The organism is Microcoleus sp. BR0-C5 (assembly GCF_036705045.1).
Taxonomy (GTDB): Bacteria; Cyanobacteriota; Cyanobacteriia; order Cyanobacteriales; family Microcoleaceae; genus Microcoleus.
Genome location: NZ_JAUBTR010000090.1, coordinates 1 through 23,319 on the forward strand (window position 1 = coordinate 1; position 23,319 = coordinate 23,319).

General features: G+C 44.9%; 26 protein-coding genes and 1 tRNA gene. 16 read left to right on the forward strand and 11 right to left on the reverse strand.

The window, feature by feature from the left end; genetic code table 11:
* Together QUB08_RS27880 and QUB08_RS27885 are read left to right on the forward strand one after the other, a co-directional pair.
* On the forward strand, window positions 1-352 hold a 352-nt coding region (locus tag QUB08_RS27880), incomplete at its 5' end, for a tetratricopeptide repeat protein (RefSeq protein ID WP_333229013.1).
* Window positions 353-502: 150 nt separating this feature from the next.
* A complete protein-coding gene (locus QUB08_RS27885) occupies window positions 503-2,368 on the forward strand; it encodes a CHAT domain-containing protein (protein WP_333229015.1) in 1,866 nt (621 codons plus the stop codon).
* A 69-nt stretch (window positions 2,369-2,437) separates the two neighbouring features.
* Here QUB08_RS27885 and QUB08_RS27890 read toward each other — a convergent pair whose 3' ends face one another.
* On the reverse strand, window positions 2,438-4,216 hold the full coding sequence (locus tag QUB08_RS27890) for an SWIM zinc finger domain-containing protein (RefSeq protein ID WP_333229017.1): 1,779 nt from the start codon (window positions 4,214-4,216) through the stop codon (window positions 2,438-2,440).
* Window positions 4,217-4,479: 263 nt separating this feature from the next.
* On the opposite strand from QUB08_RS27890, the gene QUB08_RS27895 reads away from it, so the two are divergent.
* Window positions 4,480-4,677: a hypothetical protein gene (locus QUB08_RS27895; RefSeq protein ID WP_333229020.1), complete on the forward strand. Its 198-nt coding sequence runs from the start codon at window positions 4,480-4,482 to the stop codon at window positions 4,675-4,677.
* Window positions 4,678-4,883: 206 nt separating this feature from the next.
* On the opposite strand, the gene QUB08_RS27900 is transcribed toward QUB08_RS27895, so the two are convergent.
* Window positions 4,884-6,866 carry an NB-ARC domain-containing protein gene (locus QUB08_RS27900; RefSeq protein ID WP_333229022.1) on the reverse strand — a complete coding sequence of 661 codons (1,983 nt, stop codon included), beginning with the start codon at window positions 6,864-6,866 and terminating at the stop codon, window positions 4,884-4,886.
* A gap of 866 nt (window positions 6,867-7,732) precedes the next feature.
* Between QUB08_RS27900 and QUB08_RS27905 the strand changes: the two genes are divergently transcribed.
* The 4 genes from QUB08_RS27905 (at window position 7,733) to QUB08_RS27920 (ending at window position 9,713) form a co-directional block, all read left to right on the forward strand.
* Complete coding sequence (locus tag QUB08_RS27905; RefSeq protein ID WP_333229024.1) at window positions 7,733-8,230, forward strand: hypothetical protein; 498 nt, start codon at window positions 7,733-7,735, stop codon at window positions 8,228-8,230.
* Window positions 8,231-8,415: 185 nt separating this feature from the next.
* Window positions 8,416-8,754, forward strand: coding sequence for a hypothetical protein (locus QUB08_RS27910; protein ID WP_333229026.1), 339 nt, complete (start codon window positions 8,416-8,418; stop codon window positions 8,752-8,754).
* Window positions 8,755-8,837: 83 nt separating this feature from the next.
* The gene (locus QUB08_RS27915) at window positions 8,838-9,200 is read left to right on the forward strand and encodes a hypothetical protein (RefSeq protein WP_333154977.1); all 363 of its coding nucleotides are present in this window, start codon (window positions 8,838-8,840) and stop codon (window positions 9,198-9,200) included.
* A gap of 54 nt (window positions 9,201-9,254) precedes the next feature.
* Window positions 9,255-9,713 carry a hypothetical protein gene (locus QUB08_RS27920; RefSeq protein WP_333229028.1) on the forward strand — a complete coding sequence of 153 codons (459 nt, stop codon included), beginning with the start codon at window positions 9,255-9,257 and terminating at the stop codon, window positions 9,711-9,713.
* A 422-nt stretch (window positions 9,714-10,135) separates the two neighbouring features.
* Here QUB08_RS27920 and QUB08_RS27925 read toward each other — a convergent pair whose 3' ends face one another.
* From QUB08_RS27925 to rlmD, 6 genes are all read right to left on the reverse strand, one after another.
* Window positions 10,136-10,999, reverse strand: a complete 864-nt coding sequence (locus QUB08_RS27925; RefSeq protein ID WP_333229030.1) for a CPBP family intramembrane glutamic endopeptidase — start codon at window positions 10,997-10,999, stop codon at window positions 10,136-10,138.
* 64 nt (window positions 11,000-11,063) lie between these two features.
* Entirely contained in the window at window positions 11,064-12,104 is a 1,041-nt protein-coding gene (gene lpxD / locus QUB08_RS27930) for a UDP-3-O-(3-hydroxymyristoyl)glucosamine N-acyltransferase (protein WP_333229032.1), read from the reverse strand.
* Window positions 12,105-12,247: 143 nt separating this feature from the next.
* Window positions 12,248-12,565 carry a YkvA family protein gene (locus tag QUB08_RS27935; RefSeq protein WP_333229034.1) on the reverse strand — a complete coding sequence of 106 codons (318 nt, stop codon included), beginning with the start codon at window positions 12,563-12,565 and terminating at the stop codon, window positions 12,248-12,250.
* A 427-nt stretch (window positions 12,566-12,992) separates the two neighbouring features.
* Complete coding sequence (locus QUB08_RS27940) at window positions 12,993-14,306, reverse strand: SPFH domain-containing protein (protein ID WP_333229036.1); 1,314 nt, start codon at window positions 14,304-14,306, stop codon at window positions 12,993-12,995.
* Window positions 14,237-14,425, reverse strand: a complete 189-nt coding sequence (locus QUB08_RS27945; protein WP_333229054.1) for a GNAT family N-acetyltransferase — start codon at window positions 14,423-14,425, stop codon at window positions 14,237-14,239. The genes QUB08_RS27940 and QUB08_RS27945 overlap by 70 nt, the downstream gene beginning before the upstream one ends.
* 134 nt (window positions 14,426-14,559) lie before the next feature.
* Window positions 14,560-15,972 (reverse strand): 23S rRNA (uracil(1939)-C(5))-methyltransferase RlmD, encoded by a 1,413-nt coding sequence (gene rlmD, locus QUB08_RS27950; protein ID WP_333229037.1) that lies wholly within the window; start codon window positions 15,970-15,972, stop codon window positions 14,560-14,562.
* Between the two features lie 8 nt (window positions 15,973-15,980).
* Between rlmD and QUB08_RS27955 the strand changes: the two genes are divergently transcribed.
* Both QUB08_RS27955 and QUB08_RS27960 read left to right on the forward strand, forming a co-directional pair.
* The gene (locus tag QUB08_RS27955) at window positions 15,981-16,358 is read left to right on the forward strand and encodes a hypothetical protein (RefSeq protein WP_333229039.1); all 378 of its coding nucleotides are present in this window, start codon (window positions 15,981-15,983) and stop codon (window positions 16,356-16,358) included.
* 83 nt (window positions 16,359-16,441) lie between these two features.
* Window positions 16,442-16,927, forward strand: coding sequence for an allophycocyanin subunit alpha-B (locus tag QUB08_RS27960; RefSeq protein WP_190746013.1), 486 nt, complete (start codon window positions 16,442-16,444; stop codon window positions 16,925-16,927).
* A 233-nt stretch (window positions 16,928-17,160) separates the two neighbouring features.
* Here the strand turns inward: QUB08_RS27960 and QUB08_RS27965 are convergent, their stop codons facing one another.
* Window positions 17,161-17,544 carry a hypothetical protein gene (locus tag QUB08_RS27965; RefSeq protein ID WP_333229041.1) on the reverse strand — a complete coding sequence of 128 codons (384 nt, stop codon included), beginning with the start codon at window positions 17,542-17,544 and terminating at the stop codon, window positions 17,161-17,163.
* A 174-nt stretch (window positions 17,545-17,718) separates the two neighbouring features.
* On the opposite strand from QUB08_RS27965, the gene QUB08_RS27970 reads away from it, so the two are divergent.
* Genes QUB08_RS27970 through QUB08_RS27980 form a run of 3 tightly spaced genes read left to right on the forward strand, consistent with a single transcriptional unit; the run spans window position 17,719 to window position 18,960 of the window.
* Window positions 17,719-18,120 (forward strand): helix-turn-helix transcriptional regulator, encoded by a 402-nt coding sequence (locus QUB08_RS27970; RefSeq protein ID WP_333108046.1) that lies wholly within the window; start codon window positions 17,719-17,721, stop codon window positions 18,118-18,120.
* Window positions 18,121-18,145: 25 nt separating this feature from the next.
* A complete protein-coding gene (locus QUB08_RS27975; RefSeq protein ID WP_333229043.1) occupies window positions 18,146-18,526 on the forward strand; it encodes a helix-turn-helix transcriptional regulator in 381 nt (126 codons plus the stop codon).
* Window positions 18,527-18,558: 32 nt separating this feature from the next.
* Window positions 18,559-18,960, forward strand: a complete 402-nt coding sequence (locus QUB08_RS27980; RefSeq protein ID WP_006634106.1) for a helix-turn-helix transcriptional regulator — start codon at window positions 18,559-18,561, stop codon at window positions 18,958-18,960.
* 232 nt (window positions 18,961-19,192) lie between these two features.
* Here the strand turns inward: QUB08_RS27980 and mazG are convergent, their stop codons facing one another.
* A complete protein-coding gene (gene mazG, locus QUB08_RS27985) occupies window positions 19,193-20,020 on the reverse strand; it encodes a nucleoside triphosphate pyrophosphohydrolase (protein ID WP_333229045.1) in 828 nt (275 codons plus the stop codon).
* Window positions 20,021-20,086: 66 nt separating this feature from the next.
* A complete protein-coding gene (locus QUB08_RS27990; RefSeq protein WP_333229047.1) occupies window positions 20,087-20,716 on the reverse strand; it encodes a metal-binding protein in 630 nt (209 codons plus the stop codon).
* Window positions 20,717-20,788: 72 nt separating this feature from the next.
* Here QUB08_RS27990 and QUB08_RS27995 point away from each other — a divergent pair.
* From QUB08_RS27995 to QUB08_RS28010, 4 genes are all read left to right on the forward strand, one after another.
* Window positions 20,789-20,860, forward strand: a tRNA-Val gene (locus tag QUB08_RS27995).
* Window positions 20,861-21,046: 186 nt separating this feature from the next.
* Window positions 21,047-21,430, forward strand: coding sequence for a hypothetical protein (locus QUB08_RS28000; RefSeq protein WP_333229049.1), 384 nt, complete (start codon window positions 21,047-21,049; stop codon window positions 21,428-21,430).
* Between the two features lie 87 nt (window positions 21,431-21,517).
* Entirely contained in the window at window positions 21,518-22,552 is a 1,035-nt protein-coding gene (gene ygfZ / locus QUB08_RS28005) for a CAF17-like 4Fe-4S cluster assembly/insertion protein YgfZ (RefSeq protein WP_445300960.1), read from the forward strand.
* A gap of 174 nt (window positions 22,553-22,726) precedes the next feature.
* Window positions 22,727-23,104 carry a hypothetical protein gene (locus QUB08_RS28010; protein WP_333229052.1) on the forward strand — a complete coding sequence of 126 codons (378 nt, stop codon included), beginning with the start codon at window positions 22,727-22,729 and terminating at the stop codon, window positions 23,102-23,104.
* Window positions 23,105-23,319: the final 215 nt, after the last annotated feature.

Consider the following 23,319-nt stretch of genomic DNA (forward strand, 5'->3'; position numbering starts at 1 on the left):
TATCACATTTACTTATAAATCAGCATCAGCAGAAACTGTATTTTTTGTCAACTACTTCTACTGGACTGCCTCTCTAGGAGATGAGGATAATAACTTAGAAATAGCCATTAATTACTATCAAATGGCTTTGCAAGTAAATACCCGTCAAATTAACCCTGAAAATTGGGCAATGATCCAAAATAATTTAGGAAATGCCTATAGGAGGCGCAGTATTCAAAATGAAGTTGAAAATTTAGAAATGGCTATTTTTTACTATAAGTCAGCTTTGGAATTTTATACTCAGAAAAATTTTCCTGAAGATTGGGCTATGGTGCAATTAAACTTAGGTTATGCTTATAGCGATCGCACTTAAGGAAGTATTGACGAAAACCTAAAACTGGCGCGGGACTATTACCAAGCTGCTTTAGAAGTTTATACTCTCAAAGATTTTCCTGAAAATTGGGCAACTGTACAAAATAATTTAGGTTGTCTCTACCACAATTTAGATCAGCTTACCGAAGCAATGCAATACTTGAAGTTAGCATTAAAAGTCAGAACTCCTCAAGCTTTCCCACAACATTGTCTGATTTCGGGACAAGTTTTAGGCCAAATTGCCTTCAAATTAGGACTATGGAGACAAGCTATTGAAGGGTATTGTCTTGCTATTGAAGCTTTAGAACAATTGCGAGTGTGGGCTAATACCGATCGACGCCGCCAAGAAATTTTAGGAGAAGATATATATCTTTATGAACATATTGTACAAGCATTAGTTAATACGAAAAATTTTCCACAAGCTTTTGAATATGTAGAACGTTCTCGCTCTCGTCGCTTAGTAGATTTAATTGCCAGTAATGACCTTTACTCTCAGGGAGATATACCTTCTGAAGTAGAAGAATATTTAGCAGAATTTGAAGTAATTCAACGACAGATAGATTGCGAACGTTCCGGTTTAAAGAAATCAAGTAAAAAGCAGAAGTTAATTGCAGTTAGAGCTAAGGATCTAATTGATATGGATTGTACACGCAATCGAGCAGCTTTAGAAGCCATTAGTGAAAATATCCAAGGTTTAGAAAGTGAAAAACAACTAATTTGGGAACAACTAAGACGTTTAGATCCGGTTTTAGCGGGCGAAATTCAAGTCAGTCCCCCTGATTTAACCGCTATCCAAGAACTCATCGATCGCCCTACTACAGCTATACTTAATTTTTACACTACTGATGAAGATACATATGTATTTGTTTTGCGACAAGCCGAAATAAATTTGTACAAAATAACCAGAAAACGAGGCAAAAACTTACAACAATGGATTCATGAAGGTTGGCTAAAACCCTACTTGGAGGCGGGCGATTCAAGTAAATCAGCCCAAGAGCAATTACAATGTAAAGCTAAGTGGAGAAATCGAATTCCGCAGTTTTTAGCTAAACTTTCCCGCCGCCTGCAAATCGATAACCTGATTAGTCAGTACCTTAATAATATCGAGGAACTGATTATTGTTCCTCACCTTTGCCTACACCAAATTCCTTTTGCTGCTTTACCCTTAGAAAATGGTCAATATTTAGGCGATAAATTTCTAATTCGTTACACTCCTAGTTGTCAAGTTTTAGAATTTTGCCACAAACGTCCACCTGTCAACGATCGACTAATATATGGTATTGTGGAAGATGCAACGGAAGATTTACCCTGTGCAAGTTTTGAGGGTGAACAAATTGCCAAACTGTATAATATTCGCAATGAACAACACTTACGAGGACGTAGCCAAGCAACGGTCAGCAACTATCGGCAACTGTCTCTACAAGTCGAGGGAATTATCTCTAGCCATCACGCTCAATCTCGCCTTGATAATCCGTTAGAATCCAGACTGGAATTGGCAGATGGTAGCATTACTTTGGGGCAGTTAATGACACCGGGCTGGCGGCTTCCTCATCTAGTTGATGTGTTTTTATCCTGTTGTGAAACAGGGTTAGGGACTACGGAAATTACGGATGATATTTTGACATTATCGACGGGCTTTTTATGTGCGGGTGCTCGGAGTGTTGTGAGCACACTGTGGGCTGTAGATGATTTAGCAACAGCCTTATTTTCAATTTTTTATCACAAACTTCGGCAGGAAGGAAGTAGCCGCCCAAAAGCATTGCAGCAAGCACAAATAAATTTGCGATCGCTCTCTGGATCAGGATTTGTCGCTTGCTATTCTCCCCAACTTGCTGATTTATTAGAACGCAAATTTGAAGAGGCGGAGGGCGATCGCCAGTTTGCAGAAAACCAGCGTAATTCCTATCCCGAAGCTTCCCCCGACTATCTGCAATGGCTACAAGAGGAAGAAAAGCGGGCCGAAACAGCAACACGCAATTACAAAACTTTGCAACGACTGGAAATAATTAGTTGCTGAGATTTCCCTTTTGCTGACCCTTTTTATTGGGCCGCTTTCACTTGTTCAGGTTTACGGTAAACTTCAGCCTCAATCTAAATCTGGACTCTTCAGCATCCCCATTAACTTCCGCTTCCGATTGTGTAGTTGCATAAGTTGAGAACGATAAGCACACCACTGAAGATTTTGTCCCGTTTGTAAATAGGCAGCGCGGGCTTTTTCCAACCACTTAATTGCACGATCGTAGTCCTCTGATTTCCCCCGATCCATAATCGATTCAGCAAGCCGACAAGCATTAGCGATCACCCAATCGGGACGGTGGGCGATCGCAGCCCCCATTACTCGGTGAATCAGTGCCGATTCGTAGCCACTCAAGCCATCAGCAACAGCGATCGCATCTTCAATAAGCCCCTCATAGAGAAAAATATCAACCTGTGCTTCAGAAACTCCCCAACTTCTATCACTTTTCAGAGTTGCTAACAAATTTGCTTTCACAGTTGACCAACTGTCTCCTGCAAACTCCTTCACTAAAAGATAATCGGCAAAGGATGGTTTGATTTGAAATACCAGCATTCTAGAATTTAATGCAACTTCGTTTTCTCCCAACTCAACAGCCAACTCACTCGTCCAAATTGCCAGTTTATAAAGGCAATTGCCTGACAACTTCAACCCAGTTTTAGCAATTTTTAGAGCTTCAGCTTGGGCTTCCTGTGCTTGTAAACTTTGAGCGAGAGCAAAAGCATCTTCCGCTGATTTCATCTGAGTAGCAGCAGCTTCCACTGCTTCTTCTACTCTCCCCAAACGACTTAACATGGTCAAGTATTGTTGAGAGCAGTTTTCTGCTTGGGCTAAGTATAAGTATTCTTGATAGCGTTCCTGGCGATCGAGGATTTGCAAGCGAATTAATGCTAAGCTCTTAGCACATTTTGGTGCGTCATTAGCTCCTATTTCTTGCCCCGTAATATTTCCTTGAAGTACCTGTTGAATTAAGGGGTCATCCCAACCTTGGCGTAAAGCTTTCAAGCTCATGGTGAAATCGCAATCCCATTCATCTTGCCAAGCTTCTAACATCACCTGGAGATCGATCTCTTCTTCAGCAGTTAGTTCAGCCGTTAAAATGGCTTCTGTCCAAGCTTCATCTAAAGCGTTAGCTATATCAGAACTTTCAGCGCCATATTCTTCTACGTCATCCCAATCTTCAACGCAAGCTGCGGTGATGGCTTGTAAAATTACTAAGGCGTTGTTACCATCTCCCTCTGCAATCAATTCCTGCGCTTGCTGAATCACATCTAAAAGTTCTTCTGTAATGGGGTCTTCTTCCCCCCATCCATCGTCGAAATAACGCACAGCATTTCGCAAAATTTGTCGTACTTGTTGTCGAAAGGGAGCGGGATTAATGGAGGTGCGACGCGGTGCTTTAGTAGGTTGCTGTGGAGGCGTAGGAATAGCAATTAAGTTAACGTATCGTTCGATCGGATCGATGAGTGAGGGTTCCTTTTCTACTAAATCTTGTATTAATTGCTGGGTTTGTACATCGTTTAGGCGATCGAGTAACTGTTCCAGCGTCGGGCGCTGCTCAATTATTTGTGGTTGTCGCAGACATAATAACAGGGTAGCAACAATATGTTTACACCACCCAAAGCGATCGTAAGCACAAGTACAATTTGATGATGCCACATTAGCGTCATCAAAGTTTATCGTAATACGGTAAGGTTGCAGAGCAGAACCCTCCACTATTGCTTGCACGATATTGCCACGCAGGACAGCGCTAGTAACATTACCCGCTAAATAGTAAGTTTCACCGCGCTTGAGGGATGTGGCAGAGGTATTGTGCTGGATCGTCGCTTCACTAAGCTTGGGAATTGGCATGAGACTATGCCTGAGCAATTAAAGGATTAGACTTGATTTTACCTCAGAGATGTACTCTGCCTAGGATTTAATTGCGTCTCAATGTAAGATTTACAGAAAATTCAATACTCCGTCAAGCAAGCACTGAGAAGGTTTGCAGCTTGATGAGGCGAAATTTATTCTGAAAATTTTGCATAATTGTTTCCCTACCCCCTGGTTAATAATAGAGCGCAGTTGGCCAACTCGCTTCTCCCTTATCCCTTTCTTTGACGGAGAAACGAGCTGTGATACCTATAGTTTCATCTACCCCCCTGACATTATTAGTAATGGGGGTTCCCAATGCTGCGGGAGAAATCATTGCCAATATAGAGGCAAGTTTAGTATCAGCCATTGGTAGTTATTGCTTGATGGAAATTGCCCAAGCTGAGCGCAGAACAAAATGCAGTTCTGGAGAGGACGATCCGATAGTTCCTCCGAACTAAATAACTTTAATTGTTAGCGAGCTTTCAGTAGGGTGCGTCAGCTAGTTAAATGGTGAAGTAGGAGCGAAAAACTGAGAACTACTGACGCAGCCTAAGCTGTTGCGTGTTTAAACTGCATATTCGGGACGGGCTAGAAGCCCATCCCACAATAATTTGAGTGATTTTTGACACACAATTTAAATGGAGAACAGCTTACTGTAATTTAATTAATTAGGTTCTCTGCCCGAAGCACTGAGCCTCTCGCGCGCAAAACTCTTCCAAATACTTAATTCTGGAAGTTTCCACGCCACACCTTTTTGTTCTTGGTGTTGTGCAGAGCAATTCAGGCATTTTTGCCAGCAAGAAATAGCTGCTATTGTATCCCCTTTTGCTTCGAGAACTTGTGCTAGCAAGCAGTGTGCAACAGCATAGGAGTTATCTAATGCAATTGCTTTTTCCAAGTGAGTCTCTGCGTCACTGTAAAGTTGCAGTCCTAGATAAGCCCATCCCAGATTTTTGTGGAGGGTGACTTGCACCATTTTGTCATTAACTTGTGGCAAAATAGAGAGAATTAGTTCTACCGCTACGTCAAAATTCTCGCTGAGAATTTCCAATCGAGCTAAATTATTGACAGCAGCACCGGCAGCGCGACTGTTTTTATATTCTGCTGCTTTTTTGTAGTGCTGGCGAGCGTTGGGCAAATCTTCTAGTTTTTCGTATGTTGACCCTAAATTGTAGTTAGCTGCTGGCAGTTCTGGATTGTAGCGAATGGTTTGTGTTAAATAACATTTTGCCGTCTGTAACTCACTCTCTAAGTATTTCTTGTAACCAATTTGATTCAGGTATTTAGCAATTAATTGATGGGTGACAAGTAGCCTAGCCTGCGGGGTGACTGTCAGGCGTTCTTCCCCAGACTCGGTGAGGGCTTGCAGGAGCGATCGCTCAATTAGAATTTCTACAGCCTGTTTCAATTCTGATAAGTCTTCAGCAAATAGTAGACTGGATTGCAACTCGCTAAGGGTGGCGGGTTTATTGCTTGCCAAACAAGACAATACTTTTACTTCTAATTCATAAAAATCCTGAAATTGCTCTTGGAAATAATCTCGGACAATGCCCTCAATAACCGACGGAGTTTTTTTGACGAGTTGTGCTAAATTGCCCGCTAACATATCTTGAGCGTGAGTGACAGCTATTTTTAATAGGAGGGGATTGCCGCCATATAGGTAAATGAGTTCTGATAGTAAATTAGTCTCTGAAGTATAAACTTGGGGGGCGGATAAAATGATTTGTTTGGCATCCTTTTCTGGTAACTCACTCAGTTCTAAAGCTCGACAATGTAACGTTTTTTCTGCTAACTTATCGATTTCTATAGGGGGAGTCCAACTGATGAGAAGCAGGCAACTTTGGTGAGAGGTTTGTGCTATTTGTTGGAAGAGTTCCCGGTAACTTTCGTATCCGGGGCGGTATTGTCCTGGTAGCTGTCCGCTTCCGAGGATAGTTTCTACTTTATCGAATACTAATAAACAGCGGGTTAAGCGCAAATATTCTATTAATTGGGCGATGAGTGAGTTGCTGGGTTTGGGAAGGTCGATTTCTGAATGATGAGATAGGAATTGCAATAGGTCTGGCAATAGTTTTTCAAGGGGGCCAGAGGTGGCGAGATTTCGCCAGATTATGGTTTGAAATTCCCCTTTAATTTGTTGTATAGTTTGGGTAGCTAACGCTGTTTTGCCAATCCCTCCCATGCCACAAATTGTGACTACTCGACAACGGTTCGTTACTATCCATTTTTTGAGAGTTTCTATTTCGGAATTGCGTCCGTAGAAAGGTTCTTGAGCTGGGAGTTCTCCCCAATCAATACGCGGTAAAAATTGAGGGTTAGTTGCGTCTTGGAAGCGGGTATTCTCTACGGTTGGAGAAACTTCGCGGTCGGTTGTAGCATCGTGACGGTTAGTGGAAACTTGTTTCTGGTATTCAGTTACGAGAATTTGCTGGAGTTTTGCTAATTTTCCAGGCCCAGCACCTTGAACTTCAAATTTTTTATACACTTCTCCCAGGCGTTTTTGTAAGGCATCTTTGCGAACGCGAAGCTGATCTGAAATATCAGACATGGATTCGCCTTTGATTGCTCTTGATAAGACTTCAAATTCGTTTTCGGAAATGCCAACTTTAGTGGCTAAAGTTATTAAAAAATCTTCGGGAAGTTTCATACTACGTTAAATACAGGTATTACAAATCGGGCGGTTCTACTCAAAGATAGCTGGGAAAGGACGGGGCGATCGCTGGAAGTAAGCTAACACAGAAATTTGGGCATCGGAAACAGAGGTTTCTGGGCTGTAACTTGATTATATGGGCGTTTATCTCACTTATCACGAGATAAACGAGATAGACAACAGAATAACTGAGGGGTGGCGCAAACAGAGGCTTCTGGGCTGTAACTTGATCATATGGGCTTTTTTCTCACTTAAAAGTAGGTAAACGAGATAGACAACAGAATAATTGAGGGGCGATCGGCTGAAATTTGGAGCCCTTGCTCGGTCTGGATACTTGATTGCTACAGGTTTAAAGCTTGTTTAAGTTGCCGTTAGAGGCAGGGCTGTTTCATTCTCCTGTAGGGGCAAACCCCCCGTGGTTGCCCCGATCGCTGAAATGCCCAATTTATCCTGTCTGGGCCAGGGCGGGCACGGGCCAGGGCGGGCACGGGGGCACCGCCCCTACAAAATCCTGGTTTTTCTGAGAATGAAACCGCCCTGCCGTTAGAGGGGCTAGAGCCTTGTGAAATCGACTTTTGAGGGTGGTATCTCACTTAATGAGATTTTTTTGAGCATTAGCTTGACAAACTAGAACTGTAGTTGATACATTAATCTCAGTTAGGCGCGGTGGATGTTTCAGAAAGTCGGCGCAGCCGGAGAGCTTTCTGAGTTCAGCGAACCTAAATACAGTTTCCCCCTCAGCTTTGCATAATTTTTGGGTTTGACCCTGGTTAATCAGTAGATGTCGAAACCAGATTTACCTGTGAAAACTGCTGGACTAAAACAACTTACGAGTATCGTTGCTGATTGGAGAGTAAAAGGCCATGTTTAGGTGGGTCAAGTTGATAACCGCTTTACCGACGATCGCGCTTCTGTCTCTTTTCAATCTGTTTCCGAGGGCGATCGCCCAAGAGTATCCGGGGTGTTTTCAGTTGAATTCTGAAAGAAAACAGTATGAATCTCTCGATGAGCTTTGTCGATTTCCCAAACCACCTGAAAACACGCGGAAGCCAGACCCTTTTAGGGTTCAGCTTGTGAATGGACTGGAGTTAACTGGATTAGCGATGCAAAATACAGGAACTCAGCGATTTCTGGTAGGGCGGTTGACCAACAAGCAAAGTAAGACGGCTAAAGTTCAGTCTATCAGCGTCCAATTTATCGATAAACGAGACGGGGCTGTAGTCGAATTTTTGACTGTTAAGCTTGGGGGTGTATTAGCTCGCAATCAGGGTTATGAATTCAGGGAAATTATGGATAATGCTCTTCAACTAGGCGATCGTAGTAACAATGATTTGTCTATCAAGTTTTTGGAGTGGGACTAGGTAAGCTCCTAGAGATCAAACTTAAACACATACCAAATCCTTCAATAAATTAGGAAAAATTAATGAAATCAGTAAATAAATTTTTGGGCTGGTTTCAGTGAAGCCTTTTGTTAAAGGAAAGTCTAGGCAAAAACACAAAGTTCTCTAATTTTTAATCCCTCTATATACAGACTAGGAGCGACATTATGGACGAGTTTGTTAGGAAAGCTGCTGGACTAGGATTGCCTGTAATTTTACTTCTAATTGTGATGGCAACTACAGGTTTTGCAGGAGCGGCCGCAATTACGACGGCTTTGGCAATGTTAGGTGGGCCAGCAGGAATGTTCGGTGGCATTGCTTTGCTGGGCATCATCGGTTTAGCGACAGAAATGTTATCTAAGTACGGTCTTGAAGCGCTGTTAATTGGAATTTACAGGCAGCGCATTCAAAATGGAGAATCTCATGCTGCAATTTGCCAAGAAATCCGCCAATTACCCATATCTGGAGATTTGAGGCGGAGACTTGGGGAAGAGTTTGGGTTTTAGTAAAAATGAGATGAGCAATTTTATTTGTAAATTGCCCAGATAGATCGCTGCTAATTGCTTAGAGAATCAAATAGGAGGAACAGATGGAGAGCGAATTGATTGGAGAGGTTAGATTACGCAACTGCCACCTCGTCTACCGTGAAGGCTCAAACTATCGAGTAGATGTGATTAAGGCTCAAAGACCTACAATCGTATTTACAAAAAACATTACTTGTGAAGTAGTGGAGTATTTGTACAATCAACTCAAGGGACATCAAGTTAATAAAGATGAAGCAGCAGATGTCCTCAAACCAGTTGCCAGCAAGTTAGATTTACCTTACAGCTATGGGCATCAGCTTTCCTATTATACGCAGGAGGTTTTAGTGGTACTTGTGGCGATAGGTAGAGCAAGTTTGAGTCAACAAATAGGTCGAGGTTGTTGTTATACAATTCTTCGGACGTGCTAAATCCTAAAACGAGGCGATCTAATAGCTTTTCCGAACCGCCAATAGACAATAAATATGAAATCTAATCAACTCATCCAAATCAGCGGTACACCTGGTCAAATTGTGGGGATTGTTCCAGTTCAAAGTAATGGCACAATTACGGTTAAATTGGTCGGCGAAATGTTACAAATTAGCTCCGAATCTTTTTTTGGATTAGAAACAAAAGAGGTGTTTATTCCGATTGAGGATGTTAGAGCGATTGAAACAGGAGAGGGTTGTACTTGGTGGCTGTTTTGGTTAGGAATTCCGACTCTCAGTATTTTTATCGGTGTTGTATTTATTATTCTTGCCTTCATTGTCAAACAGCGGTATCTGACTATTTACAGCAGTCGGGTTAATGTGATAGTATTTTACAGGAAGGGAGAAAAAGTTGCTCAGTTTAGAACTGGTGTTTTAGAGGCTCGCTATTCTAAGTCTCTGGCGATCGCTAAACCGCCAATGCCACCACCGCCATCACGTCCTTTGAATATTTGATTCAAGAGAGTAGATATCATATCAAATGCGCGCTTGATCGTCGGGCGTAAAATCGAGTCAACATTCAACACTCAGCCATCATTGAGTTTTGCGACCTCGAATTAACAGTTAACAATTAACAGTCAACTATTATGAGGAGTGCAACCGGAATTGATATCATAATCCAAATCTCCTGAGTTTATGGTGCTCAGCAAAATAAAAATTCTTGTGTTGCGAGCCCCATATCCCGGATGAGGAAGACGCTTATATAGCAATCCTTGCAGCAGCCATAAATTTTTTAACCCCACCCCAACCCTCCCCTTGCTAAGGGGAGGGAGTAAGAAATTCACAAATGATTTAGGATTGCTATACTATCATTTATAACACAAATATAGGAGAGCCAATTTTTTATAAGAAACCGCATTTATTAGGGTAAGTCTTATTTAAATTAACAAAAGCACGGCTGCTGTTGCTAGCAATAACAGAATTCCGGCTGCACCTGCTAGCGGTTTTGCTGCTATTCCTGTAATCCATTCCGGTGCGCGGCGTGTGGGATTAATTGCGCCTTCTGTATCTACGGTAGTTATACCCCAAATCCAAGCTGCGTGAATGCCGATCGCCAATCCTAAACTGCCATTGTCGGCGATGCGGGCTAATGTTAAAACCATCCCCATCAGCCACAATCCGGGTAGTTGCGGTAGAGTTTCTTTGGCGGCCCAAATTAGGTGGGCGATCGCAAAAATGAAACTGGCGATCGCTGCTGCGATTAGCACTGAGTAATCTTGCTGGAGGATTGTTTGCAAGCAGCCGCGAAAGATTAACTCTTCTGTGGCGCTAATCCACACTGCTAATAACAGAGTCAGCAGACTAGCAGGGTTAACGATTAAAGTCCAAAAATTAATCTTTTTTTCGCCTGTTTCGGTGGAAGTTTCGCTTTTTTTTAGCTCGATCCAGCCTGCGGTTAATTGCAGACCGAATAAAATTACTAAGCTGATTATTCCTAATCCTAATCCCCGCATTAATGACATCAAAACTGCTGGTTGCCAATCCCAACCCCAGTTGGCAAAAGATGTGTTTTCCATCCAACTTGTCGCCCATAAAATGAAGGGGACAATCAGGTAGAGGGAAGCTAGTAAAGGTAGTTTTTTGTTTCCCAGGGGTTGGGGTGGATGCCATTTGAGGGCGATCGCCAGCACAATCGCTGCAGGAAGCCACACAACAATCCAAGTCGAGAAAAACAAGATTATTTTGACAATTGCTGGTATTGACGGCGACAGCAGTCGCAGGTTAGTTATACTATTCCACATTTAAGGGGTTGCAACTATAATACTGTTGGCTGTTGACTGTTAATTGTTAACTAATAACTAATAACTACCGATCGAGCTTGCGCTGAATTTGCCTCAAAGATTGGTACATTTCTGGCAAACGGTTGTATACGGCTGCGGCTTTGAGAAATAGTTTGTGGGGAATTGCTGGAACACCCGTCACGATCGCACCTGCGGGCACGTCGCTGTGAATTCCGGCTTTAGCAGTGGCGATCGCCCCATCTCCGATTTTGGCTTGATTAGCAATTCCCACTTGACCTGCCAAAATTACATTGTTGCCAATTTTTACCCCGCCGGCCATGCCAACGTGAGCGGCAAAAGCGCAATTTTTTCCTACTTGACAGCCGTGACCTACGTGTACTAAATTGTCGATTTTTGTATTTTGGCCGATGCGGGTTTCTCCGACAGCGGGCCTGTCGATCGTGCTGTTGCAGCCAACCTCAACGCCCTCTTCTAATACAGTGCAGCCAGACTGCTCCATTTTCACCCATCCTGTGGCTGTCGGCACGAACCCAAAACCTTCGCTGCCGATCGCCGCACCGCTGTGAATCACGCAATTTGCCCCGATGCGAGTACGTTCGTGAATCACACAATTAGCGTGTAAAACTGTGCCTTCGCCTATTTCCCCATCTGGGTAAATTACGACATTTGGATGAATGCAAACGTTGCTGGCAATTTTGACTTTTGCTTGAATAACGACGTGGGGGCCGATATAGACATTTTCACCAATTTCTGCTGAGGGGTGAACGACGGCTGAGGGATGAATTTCGGATGCTGGGCGAAACGGTTGATAGAAAAGGGCGATCGTTTCAGCAAACAGCAATCGCGGATCGGCTGCGGCAATCCAAGCAATGTTGCGATCGTCGCATTGAGCTTGGAGGCTTTCATCTAAGGGTAAAATTAAGGCAGAAGCATTTGTCGAGGCTGTATGAGAGGCAAATTTAGCACCTTCTATGTAACTGATTGTGCCCGATGCAGCTTCATCAACGGGGGCCGCGCCTGTAATTTCGGGATCGGTAGCAACCGACGCTGTGAGGCTGTGACTGGTGGCTAAGTTAAGTTTTTGTACTATTTCGCTAAACTTCATCTATAAAAATTTGTTGTTAGCACAGATTGACCATAGTTAAAATTACCAGGTTTGGAGCACGCTCTGAGCAGTTGCCATTGAAAAAACAAAAACCCCGACTTCTGTAAGAAGTCGGGGTTGTAGCGATCGATTATTTTTGGCAATTATTTTACAGAAACTGCATCTACGTCAACGGTGCTGCCTTGGGCTTCAGAATAATGGGCACCGGTGGCTTCGGATGCTGATGCTGTCTCTGTTTGGCGGGATTTAAAGTAGTCGATCGCCATTTGCGAAACTTCGGAAATCAGCAAGACTGCGATCGCCACATCGTCAATTTGTCCGACGACGGGGAGAAAGTCTGGGGCAATGTCGATCGGGCTTACCAGATATGCCAGGGTTCCCAGAATAATCCACCAGCGGTATTTGGGGTTGCGGAGGGTGTCGCGGTACCAGTTGTAAACAGATTGTATAGAAAAGTTCATGGGGTTGTCCTCTACTTATATTTTCAATCTTGACAAATTGTCGCTCGAAATGCTTGTGGAGATATCCCCCCTAGGGTTGGCAAGAGACTTCTACCTGGGAGTATAGGGAATTGGGGAGGGAGAAGTTGTCAAGCTGTGTCGGAAGGGCGGGGAGTCGTGAAAACGCCCCTACAGAAACCTGACAGATGAAAGCCGATGAAATTAATCTGCGTTTATCTGCGTTTATCTGTTTTTATCTGCGGTAAAAAAAACATTCCTCTTGTTGACGGTAGATTCGGCATCTATTACTTGTATATTGTGATTAAAGTAACTTAACTTAGATTAGGATTTTTTAACCGCAGATGTCAGCAGATAAACACAGATGAACGCTGATGGGATTCATTTGTGTTTATCTGCTGTTTAAAAAAATCTTCATATCTTTCACTCACTAATTTTGAAAGATCCATTTTTGGTCGCCGATCGCAATTTCGCAGCCATCGGGCAGCCAAAAAGGCTCGTTAGCAGCCAGCCTCTGCCCACCCACAAAAGTGCCGTTGGAACTGCCGCTATCGACTAGCTGATATCGCTGTTTGCCCAGTTCGTCATTGGCCCGGCGGATTTGAGCGTGGTAGCGCGAACTTTGCGGATCTTGTAATACTAAAGTGTTGGTTGGTTCGCGTCCAATTGTAAAGGGATTGGCTGTTAGGGCGATCGCTTCTCCAGAAAGTTTGTAGATTAAATATGCGGCTGTTTTGCGATCGCTGCTTGCGAGTACCGTCGGTGCAAGTTGGGGAGGATTTCTCCCAGGAGGGAGGCTGTTTTGAGCAAGTTGTTCTGTTAGTTGTTGTAAATCTCGATCGAACCCCGCTGTGTCAGAAGCTGGAAGACTCGCAGGAGAATTACCTGAAATTAAGTTTAACTGCTGTACGGGAGATTGAGGAACAATGGGCCGGCCTGCTTCGGCAATTCTCATTTGCAGGGCGGCGGCATTTTCTGCTTCCTGTCGGGCACTCATTCCCTCAACTTGGCGAATAACTCCGTTAGTTTCGGGAAAGCTGACATCGCCAATTCGCACGTCTTCTAAGTTAAAACCCAGGGTATAAAAATCTTGGACGCGATCGAGCAAATTTTGCCGTAGCAACAGCCGTCCTTGACTGATAAGCTGTTGTAGGGGTATTTGCCCGATCGCTAATCCCATACAATCCTTAACTGCACTTGCTAAAACAGCTAGAGGATCCGACAATTCCAAAGCTACTCGTTTCGGATCTATAACTTGATAAATAACAGTCAGAGTGGCATCAATTAAAAATCGATCCTTAGACAAAAAATCTCCGTGGGACTGCACGTCCAAATTGCGGAGTTTGGTGTCTACGAGGACAATTTGACACTGTTCCAGCAGGGGAAGGGCGAAGCTGAAATGCCGCCCCGATTTTAGGGTACGCACGGCGCGGCCGTTTTTGACCAACAAACCCGTGTAACCCGCCCCTATAAAGTCCATACTAAAGCCGGCCCAGCGTTCGGGTGTGACGGTTTGAATCAGGGGAGAGGCGTTGTTCATGGGATGCAGTTGAGGGAGGTTCGATTCTACTTTTAGGGTAACAAATTGCTGGGGGCGAGCGATCGGGCGGTGTGCCGGTTCCGCAACCTCTATTCTATACTTCTGGACTCCCCGCGATTCAGGCCGGACTGGATCTAGCTTGCACCCCAGCAATCCACTTTCTGTTCGTACTCCATTCCCACTTTTGCCATCACCCGCCGCCAAGCAATATTTTCAGGTTTGGAAATCGCTACAATGCGATCAACTCCGAGAGTTTGAAACCCGTATTTTAAGATAGCAAACCCTGCTTCAGTTGCCCAACCCTCGCCCCAGCTTATATCTATTTGTACTCACTTACTCACTAGGCTTGAATTGCCTGCATTGGTGGCAAACAATCTTGAAATTATCTGCTTTGCATCTGCGGTTTCCCTATCAATCAAAGATTTATGCAATAAGTCTAGTAGCCCGGCCCTTTCATTCACCTCACCAAAAAAGCCGCACACTCAACATGAGAAGTCTGAGGAAAGAAATCCGCCGGCTGCACTCGCGCTAACTTATAATCCCCATTTTCGCACAAAATCTTCAGGTCGCGAGCCAAAGTAGCAGGCTTGCAGCTAACATAAACAATGCGATTTGGTTTAATTTCCTTGATAGCTTCCAAAACCGCGCGATCGCACCCTTTCCTCGGCGGATCTAGTAGCACAATATCCGGTGTCAATCCCAAGGAAGGCAGCAAACTCTCTACTGTTCCCACATGAAACTCGACATTTCTCACGTCATTTAACTCACCATTTAATCTGGCTTGTTCGATCGCCACCGGTTGCACTTCTAAACCTATGGCTATTTTTACTTGTTTTGCCAGGGGTAAAGTAAAAGTACCAATGCCACAGTAAGCATCAACCAAAACCTCGTTTCCCTGCAAATTCAATTCCCCTACAATCACCTCTAACAAAGCTTCAGCGGCCTCTGTATTGACCTGGAAAAAAGTATCAGCCCTTAGCTGAAAATTCAAACCAGCAAAGCTTTCTCGCAGATAAGAACGACCCGCAATGCAGCGAGTTTCGGCACCAAAAATCACATTAGTTTGAGCGGGATTAATATTCAAACAAACCCCTGCAAGTTGAGGATATTGTTTCAGCCACTCTAATGCTTGCTCTTCGAGTCCCGGCAACTCTCCCGTGCGAACTATTAAAGTTAGCAGCATCTCGCCGGTGCGCCGTCCGATCCGCAAGGACAAGTGACGCAATTCTCCTGTATGTTTCTTTTCGTCGTAGACTTGCCAATCCCGCCAGTGGATGTCTTCTTTGACTTCTTTTAACAAAGGATTGAGGCGCGGATCTTGCACCGGACACTGATTGAGATTGACTAATTTGTGGGTGCTTTTTTGATAGTAACCTGCTTGGACTTGATTTGTTGCAGATATGGCCACGGGATACGTCGCTTTGTTGCGGTATCCCAAAAATTGAGGAAATCCCTCGATTTTTCCAGTTAAAATTTCATCGACTTGCAGATTGCTAAATCCGCCAATCCTTTCTAAGGCTTGAATGATTTGATTTTGCTTGGCTGCAAGCTGATATTGATAATCTACGTGCTGCCACTGACAGCCGCCGCACTTGTCGGCGACAATGCAGTTAGCTCGAATGCGGTGTTCGGAGGCTTCCAGAAGTGTGTCCAGCTTGCCTGTAGCATAGGTGGATTTGACTTGCACGAGGCGCACAAGGACTCGATCGCCCGTCACGGTATCGGGCACAAACACTACTAACTCACCAAAACGACCAACTCCGTCGCCGGTGTCTGTCAAGTCAGTAATCTCTATTTCAATCAGTTGACCTTGCTGGCAAGGGTTTGCCAATTTCGTCGAGTTTGGGGTGGGGAATTTAGATTTGGTCACAAGTAGTCATGGTAGGATTTAATATGGTAATGCAATATCGCTCTCTCTTTCCTGAGATCAGTCGTAGCGAAGCGGGGCGTAAGCCATCGCACTCAAACTCAATTGCAGGCTGTCTTCCTGCTGCTGAACGTCTTGCTGCTAAAGCCAAGCTTCAACCGGGGAGTCGAGCTTGCCGCGAGTTGCCTCGATATCGTCGGTGCGATATGCTGTTGGGGCGATTTAGCAAAAACTCGTTAAATAGTCAAAGTGTCTGCCGACATCTAAACTCTCACTCGCAATTTTTGAGTTTTTCCCGCAGTACCCTGGAACACAAGGAAACTGGCTTGAACATCAAGCATAACGCTTGGGGAGATTTACCCTCTACTTCTAGGATTGATAAATGTTAGGAGCAAGGCGAGTCTGCGAACCAAGAATCCCGTCGCCAACAGATGGGAATGTTTATTAATGTTATCCTCAAATTTGAATAACAATGAGCGTAGTTAGCCAATTAATTCTCCAAGCCGACGACGAACTTCGCTATCCCAGTACCGGCGAACTTCAAAGCATCAAAGATTTTTTTAAAACCGGAGAACAGCGGGTGCGTATTGCTACTGCGCTGTCTGACAGTGAGAAAAAAATTGTTGAAGAAGCTAGCAAAAAACTCTGGAAAAAACGCCCTGACTTTATCTCCCCCGGAGGCAATGCTTACGGCCAGCGCGAACGGGCTTTGTGTCTGCGCGACTACGGCTGGTACTTGCGCCTGATTACCTACGGTATCTTGGCGGGTGACAAGGAGCCGATCGAAAGCATCGGTTTGATTGGCGTTCGGGAAATGTATAATTCTCTCGGCGTTCCTGTTCCTGGCATGGTCGAAGCTATCCGCTGTTTGAAGGAAGCTTCTTTGGCTTTGCTCAATCAGGATGATGCTAAGGAAGCAGCTCCTTATTTTGATTATATCGCTCAGGCAATGTCTTAATTGCTTTTGTGATTGCTTTCATCAATGTGGCGGAGCATTCGCGGGTGATTTTTGGGGTGATTTTATCTCGCAATTGCTCGCAAATGTTTCGCTTCTGTTTTTGGCAAGGAAGAGTTGACAGTTGACAGTTGAGAGTTGACAGTTGACAGAATCAAAGGCAAGGGTTTCAGAAATTAAGAGCGTCCTCACGGTTGGGCGCGGTTGCTAGTGTTAGGAAATCTGCTTGATTTCTGCTAGGAAGCAATGCAGTTTGAGCTTTCCCAGCTTTCGAGAAGGTCTTGTCTTTCAATGCACATTTGAACTAAAAAGTCAAGGGTTTTTGGGAAATATTGTTTTTTGAATTTCCGGCTGTCGTAGTGAATGGATGTTTTGAGCTGCGAGAGTTCTCCAAGGGTGGGGCAGGTTTGGATGTGGTGCCCGATCGCATTTTGCCATTCTTCCAGCCTGCGGTAGCTGACAAACAGGCCGCCTCTATCCCGATGGTGGACGAAAACCACGAAAGCCCAGGATTCGACTCGCTTAATCAGGTTTTGGCTGATTTTGAGCAGTTGGGCGATCGACCTGACGGTGATGCGGAGCTTTTTCGAGGGTTGGATGCGGCGAAACAGTGCTGTCATGGCTGTATACTCAGGGCTTGAGAGGCAAGTTCTGTTTAGACTCAATTACATCTTACTGTATATCAGATTCTTATCTCACTTGTGCAATAAAATTTAATGGAAACTCAGATGTTGCTCGTACAACCCTCAATCATTGATGCTGTGCTAGTTTGAGAGTTAATGTAGGTGGAAAAAATGTCAGCACTCTCTAACAACGCTGTGGTAGACAATCGGCAGGAATTGCGTCCCGTTCGCTTCACGGAGACGGGGCGGATGCGTTTGGGCAAGATGTTAAAGGCTGCAAGACAGACAATAGGTTGGTCTGTTAGCGAAACACAGTTCAAAACAAGGGGGTACGAAGAGGCGCTGTTCACAGCTACAAATCAACCCGTACCCAAAGATGTGGGTATCAGTGCCGCAACAGTCAACCGTTACGAACGTGGGAAGCTGGATAATTTGGATTGGCGATCGCTCTCTCTGTTATGCTTTGTGCTCAAGCCGATCGATCCGGTGACTGGGGAAGCCCTGGAACCGACAAATGCGCTTTACATCGCGTGCGAACATCCCCCATACAACGATGCGAAGCTCTACGACTAGATTATTTGCAGATAGGTGATGACTGATGGTGGTAGCAGAAGCTAAGCCAGAAAAAGAATACTTGAGACGGAGATTTACTGATACCGGGCTGCGGCGGTTGGGTAAATTTTTGCGATCGTGGCGGGAAGCTAGGGGGTGGAGCGTTCACGAACTGAGCGAAAAGACCAAGCAGCATGAGGCTCAATTTTATAATCTAGGGGGAGAGCCTTTGCCGAAAGTTTTGGGGGTCAGCATTGCAGGCATTTCGAGAATCGAAAATGGCTATTACAACAAGCCGGCACCCGATATTTTGTGGCTGTTCCTCGATGTTCTCGAACCAGTTCACCCGGTTGAAAAGCGGTTGGTTACTCTAGAAGACTTACTGTTGATCGGAACAGAATTTTGGAACCCCAACGTCGAGGCGTAGGATTGACTTAATAGTTAAATTGGATCTGTAAAATGCCGGGATTTCTTGACTTTAAGGCTGTCGTCGATCAGGAAAAACTGCGCCCTGTGCGATTTACGGATACGGGACGCGGTAGATTGGGCAAACTTCTGAAAGCAGCTAGAGAGATTCGGGGCTGGTCAATTATTGAAACAGAAATGGTCACAAAAGAATACGAGGCCGCTCTGTTTCGGACAGCAGGAGATCCTGTACCAAAAGATGTCGGTATTAGTAATGCTACTGTTAGTCGCTACGAACGCGGGAAGTTAGAAAGTTTGGATTGGCGATCGCTCAGTCTGTTATGCTTTGTCCTCAAGCCGATCGATCCGGTGACAGGAGAGGCCCTGGAACCGACAAATGCGCTTTACATCGCTTGCGAACATCCGCCCTACAATGACGCGAAGCTTTACGAGTAGTTCATTGCTGACATCTGGCAGTATTGTTAATCAGCTTTTTTTGTGCGGGCCAGAAGCCCAACCCCTACTCCCCACAACCAAAATATTGAGTTGTTGTGGAACAGGCATCTTGCCTGTTCTTAACGGTAGTGCGGGCTAGAAGCCCAACCCCTACTCCCCACAACCAAAATATTGAGTTGTTGTGGAACAGGCATCTTGCCTGTTCTTAACAATAGCGATCGGAAGTGAGTTATTACCGATCGCCCTTTTGTTTAGCAATTAAAGCTTTAGCTTGCTGCCACAGAGATTCTAACTCTTCTGGGGCATAATCTGACAAAGGTCGATCGCACGCAGCCTCTACCTTCGCAAACCGCTGCACAAACCGATCGTTTGTTCCTTGCAAAGCAGCCGACGGATCTAAATCGTACCAGCGAGCTAATTGAATCAACACAAACATAATATCTCCCAATTCTGACTGCTGGGCTGCCTTATCCTCGTGTTTGAGAGCGTGTTCAAATTCTGCCATTTCTTCGTGAAATTTATCCCAAACGCCGTCTATACTGTCCCAATCAAAACTCACTTCCGCAGCTTTTTGAGAAATTTTCATCCCTGCGGTTATCGGCGGCAAAGTGCTGGCATAACGGCTCATTTTCGAGGCTAAAGTTGGTGGCTTTTCCGAAGTTGTGCCTTTTTCTGCTGCTTTGATTTTTTCCCAGTTTTCGTTGACTTCATCGACGCTGTTGAGTTCGACATCGCCGAAGACGTGGGGATGTCGCCGAATTAGTTTTTCTGTAATGCCCGCAGCGATTTCGGCGAAGGTAAACTGATTGGATTCGCTGGCAATTTGAGCTTGCAGAATTACCTGTAACAGTAAATCGCCCAATTCTTCGACGATCGCATTTTTATCTCCTTTGCGAATCGCGTCGGCGGTTTCATAAGCTTCTTCGATTATGTGAGGAATTAGAGTTTGGGGAGTTTGGGCTAAATCCCAAGGACATCCACCGTCTGGCGATCGCAATTTAGCCACAACTTCTATAAGTTCTTGGAGTGCTGTGAGCGATCGAGTGTGGGAATTAGACATAATAATTTACCTTTTATATCAACCGCCAAGACGGTTATAACGTTGTTACTCCAACTATTGATTTTATTACTTCTGCCTTCTGCCTTCTGCCTTTTTCCTTCTTCCTTCTGCTAGGGATTTGCTAGATGTGCGAGTGGGAGCTTTGATTTTGGGCCTCTTAATTGTCTTAGGAGGGCGCAACCCGCTCAATCCTTTCTTTTTGAATCTTTTGTAAGCCGAGCCGCCCCAATCGCTCAGATAATGGCTCATAGCGCCTAATTCTAGACCGATGTAAACGGCTAAAATTTCGATGTGGTGTTCCCAGATCGATCGCCCATAACTCAAAACCACATCCTGCCAATTCCCGCCTAAGTTCCCGACTTTTTCGGCAATTGCCAATCCCAACACTCCGAAAACCGCGATCCAGATAGCGAGGTACAAGATTCGCAAAGCAGTGCCGATCAGAGGGCCGTGGGACAAAAAAGAGCGGTGGCGCAGGCTTTTTTGGTACGGGAGCCAAATGGGTTTGAACCATCCCCAGCGCTGATACTGGCAAGAGTAGATATCCAAGTCGGGGCCAAACATCAGCCCGCCGAATAAGAAGCTGCCGGAAACGAGCAAAGTCAGGTTGCTGCTGCTCGTCTGGCCAAAGGTGAGGGCTGCCACAGCGGGCAAACTCCACAGGGTTATTTGATCGTGGGTGTGGCCAGAGGGCATTTAAAGTTTAGGATTTTTTTTACTTGATCTTTCTGAGTTACTGTGATATGATAAATCCCGGTGAGTGCAATTGGGTGATTAGCTCAGTGGTAGAGCGCCTGCTTTACACGCAGGATGCCGTAGGTTCAAATCCTACATTACCCATCCGATAACTCAATATCAACAGTTTCAGCCGTTTTTAGCCGTCAAGCCAAGAACGGCTGTTGCTTTTGACGGTTGACTGTTGAATTTGGTGACGACTAAATTTAACATTCTGTGGCTGATGTCTCAAAAGTTGGCACCCAATGCTAGAAAATTAATTTATTGATTTTCTTTTTTAGAACCTTGTATATGAAGCCTAAAATAACTAGCCCGATCGCGTGGCAGCAAGCTGAACTACTCATGCAGCCAGCGATGATCCGAGTGCTCGACAACATCCGCAAACAATTAGAGGAGTCAGTTTGGACGGGTACTTATCAAGAAGTGCAGATTCCCATTCCGGGCTATCAACTAATTTTAGAGCTTCAAGGCGAGCAAAGATGTGTCGATATTTGGGAACTTTGCTATCGAGTCTGCTTTGTCAACTACCAGCCCGCCCACGCTCAAACCCAAAGCCAGGAAGTCGTAATTGACACTAGCTTGATTGAGGAGGACACTGGCGATGTAGATTGGAATCGTCTTGATGCCAAAGCCAGTCAATTAATACAAGAAATATTCGCCAATTTGGGCAAATAGTCAGTTGTCAGTTGACAAGAAAGCAGTAGTTAACAGTCAACAGTCAACAGTCAACAGTCAACACTCAACAGTCAACAAAATCTTATGCTGATTCAGGAATTGCACGACATTCAAGCAGCGGCCGGTGCTACTTTTGCAGAAATGGTGCCAGTCAGTTTTGGTAACGACGCAGAAGCGATCGCAGCAACTAAAAAAGGTGCGGCTTTGTACGATCGCACTCACTGGGGACGCATTCAAATCTCAGATAGCGATCGCCTGCGGTTCTTGCACAATCAAAGCACCAATAACTTTAATATACTCAAACCCGGTCAAGGTTGCGACACCGTTTTCGTCACATCCACCGCCCGGACGATCGACCTCGCCACAGCTTACGCGACAGAAGATGCCGTACTCCTGTTAGTTTCAGCCAACCGCCGCCGCCAACTACTGGAATTGCTCGATCGCTATATTTTCCCAATGGATCGCGTCGAGTTAACAGATTTAACCGATACAACTGTTGCTTTCAGTTTCCTCGGCCCGGAAAGCACTCAACTACTAGAAAAAATGGGAGTTACCGAACTAGAAAATCAACCTTACGCTACGCACAAATTGATAAATTTTGCCGGTATGGAAGTCCGAGTTGGGGTTGGTAGCGGTTTAGCAACTCCCGGATACACATTAATTGCGCCAGCAAGCGATGCAGCAACCTTGTGGCAGGAATTAGTCAAAGCTGGGGCCGTACCGATGGGCGATCGAGTGTGGGAACAACTGCGAATCGAACAAGGACGCCCCGCACCCGATTTTGAACTCACAGACGATTACAACCCCCTAGAAGCCCGCCTTTTACACACGATTACCTATGACAAAGGCTGCTACATCGGTCAAGAAACAATTGCCCGGTTGAACACCTACAAAGGAGTCAAACAGCAACTTTGGGGCGTGCAGTTGAGCGGTGCGGTTGAACCCGGAACAGCAGTCACCATCGGAGAAGAAAAAGTCGGCAAACTCACCAGCTTTACCGAAACTGAATCCGGCTTTTTTGGTCTTGCTTACATCCGCACAAAAGCGGGCGGCGAAGGATTGAAAGTGCAAGTCGGATCGGTGTCAGGGGAAGTAGTAAATGTACCTTTCTTGAGTTCGTAGTTGCGCTCGGTTGCCTGTTGGCGTCGCAGCGCCAAAAACTTTTTTGTTGAGCTTGATTGGGGAACCATGCTAACACCATAAATTGACATCAACTCCTATCTTTAGATAGATTTGAAAACCAACAACAGCAATTATTCTGTATAACAGTCGTCACAGAAAAAACAGAGTTTTTCAATGAAAAAGTTTACATCGCGCTTAGTTACAACTTGCCTGCGAGTAGGAATAATCTTTGCTGTAGGAATAGCGCTGATTTTTAGCTCCGAATTGGAATTTTCTGGCAACAAAATGCAAGCGATCGCTACACATTTAACCCCGGAAGCTAAGTCTTACGAAGTTGCCCGTCCGGCTCGACCGCTAACAACCGATATCGAGAAGGGCGGAAATGATGCCGTTGACAATATCCGAGAAAAGCTGAATCTTGACCAACCGATCGCCCCCAGTACCAAAAGATTTATAGAATCGGTAAAAAATAACGTGGGCGAAGCAGTTACGCCGGCACGGGAAGCAGTAGAAAAAGCCGCAGATATAGGTAGCAGCGATCGAGCCAACTAATTCAATCGCATCCAGTTTTCAAATATCAAATTCTTAGTCCCTCTCTGCTGGGACGAAAGTTTGTGTAGTAGCGATTTCAAGCCGAATCATGGAAGCGATAACGAACCGGGATGTGATTGTTCATATTGGCACTTCAGGTGGGTGCATCTCACTTTGGCGAGTATGCCAAAAAAGGGTTAAAATGAAAAAGCTCGTAAAATCACCCAAAAATATGA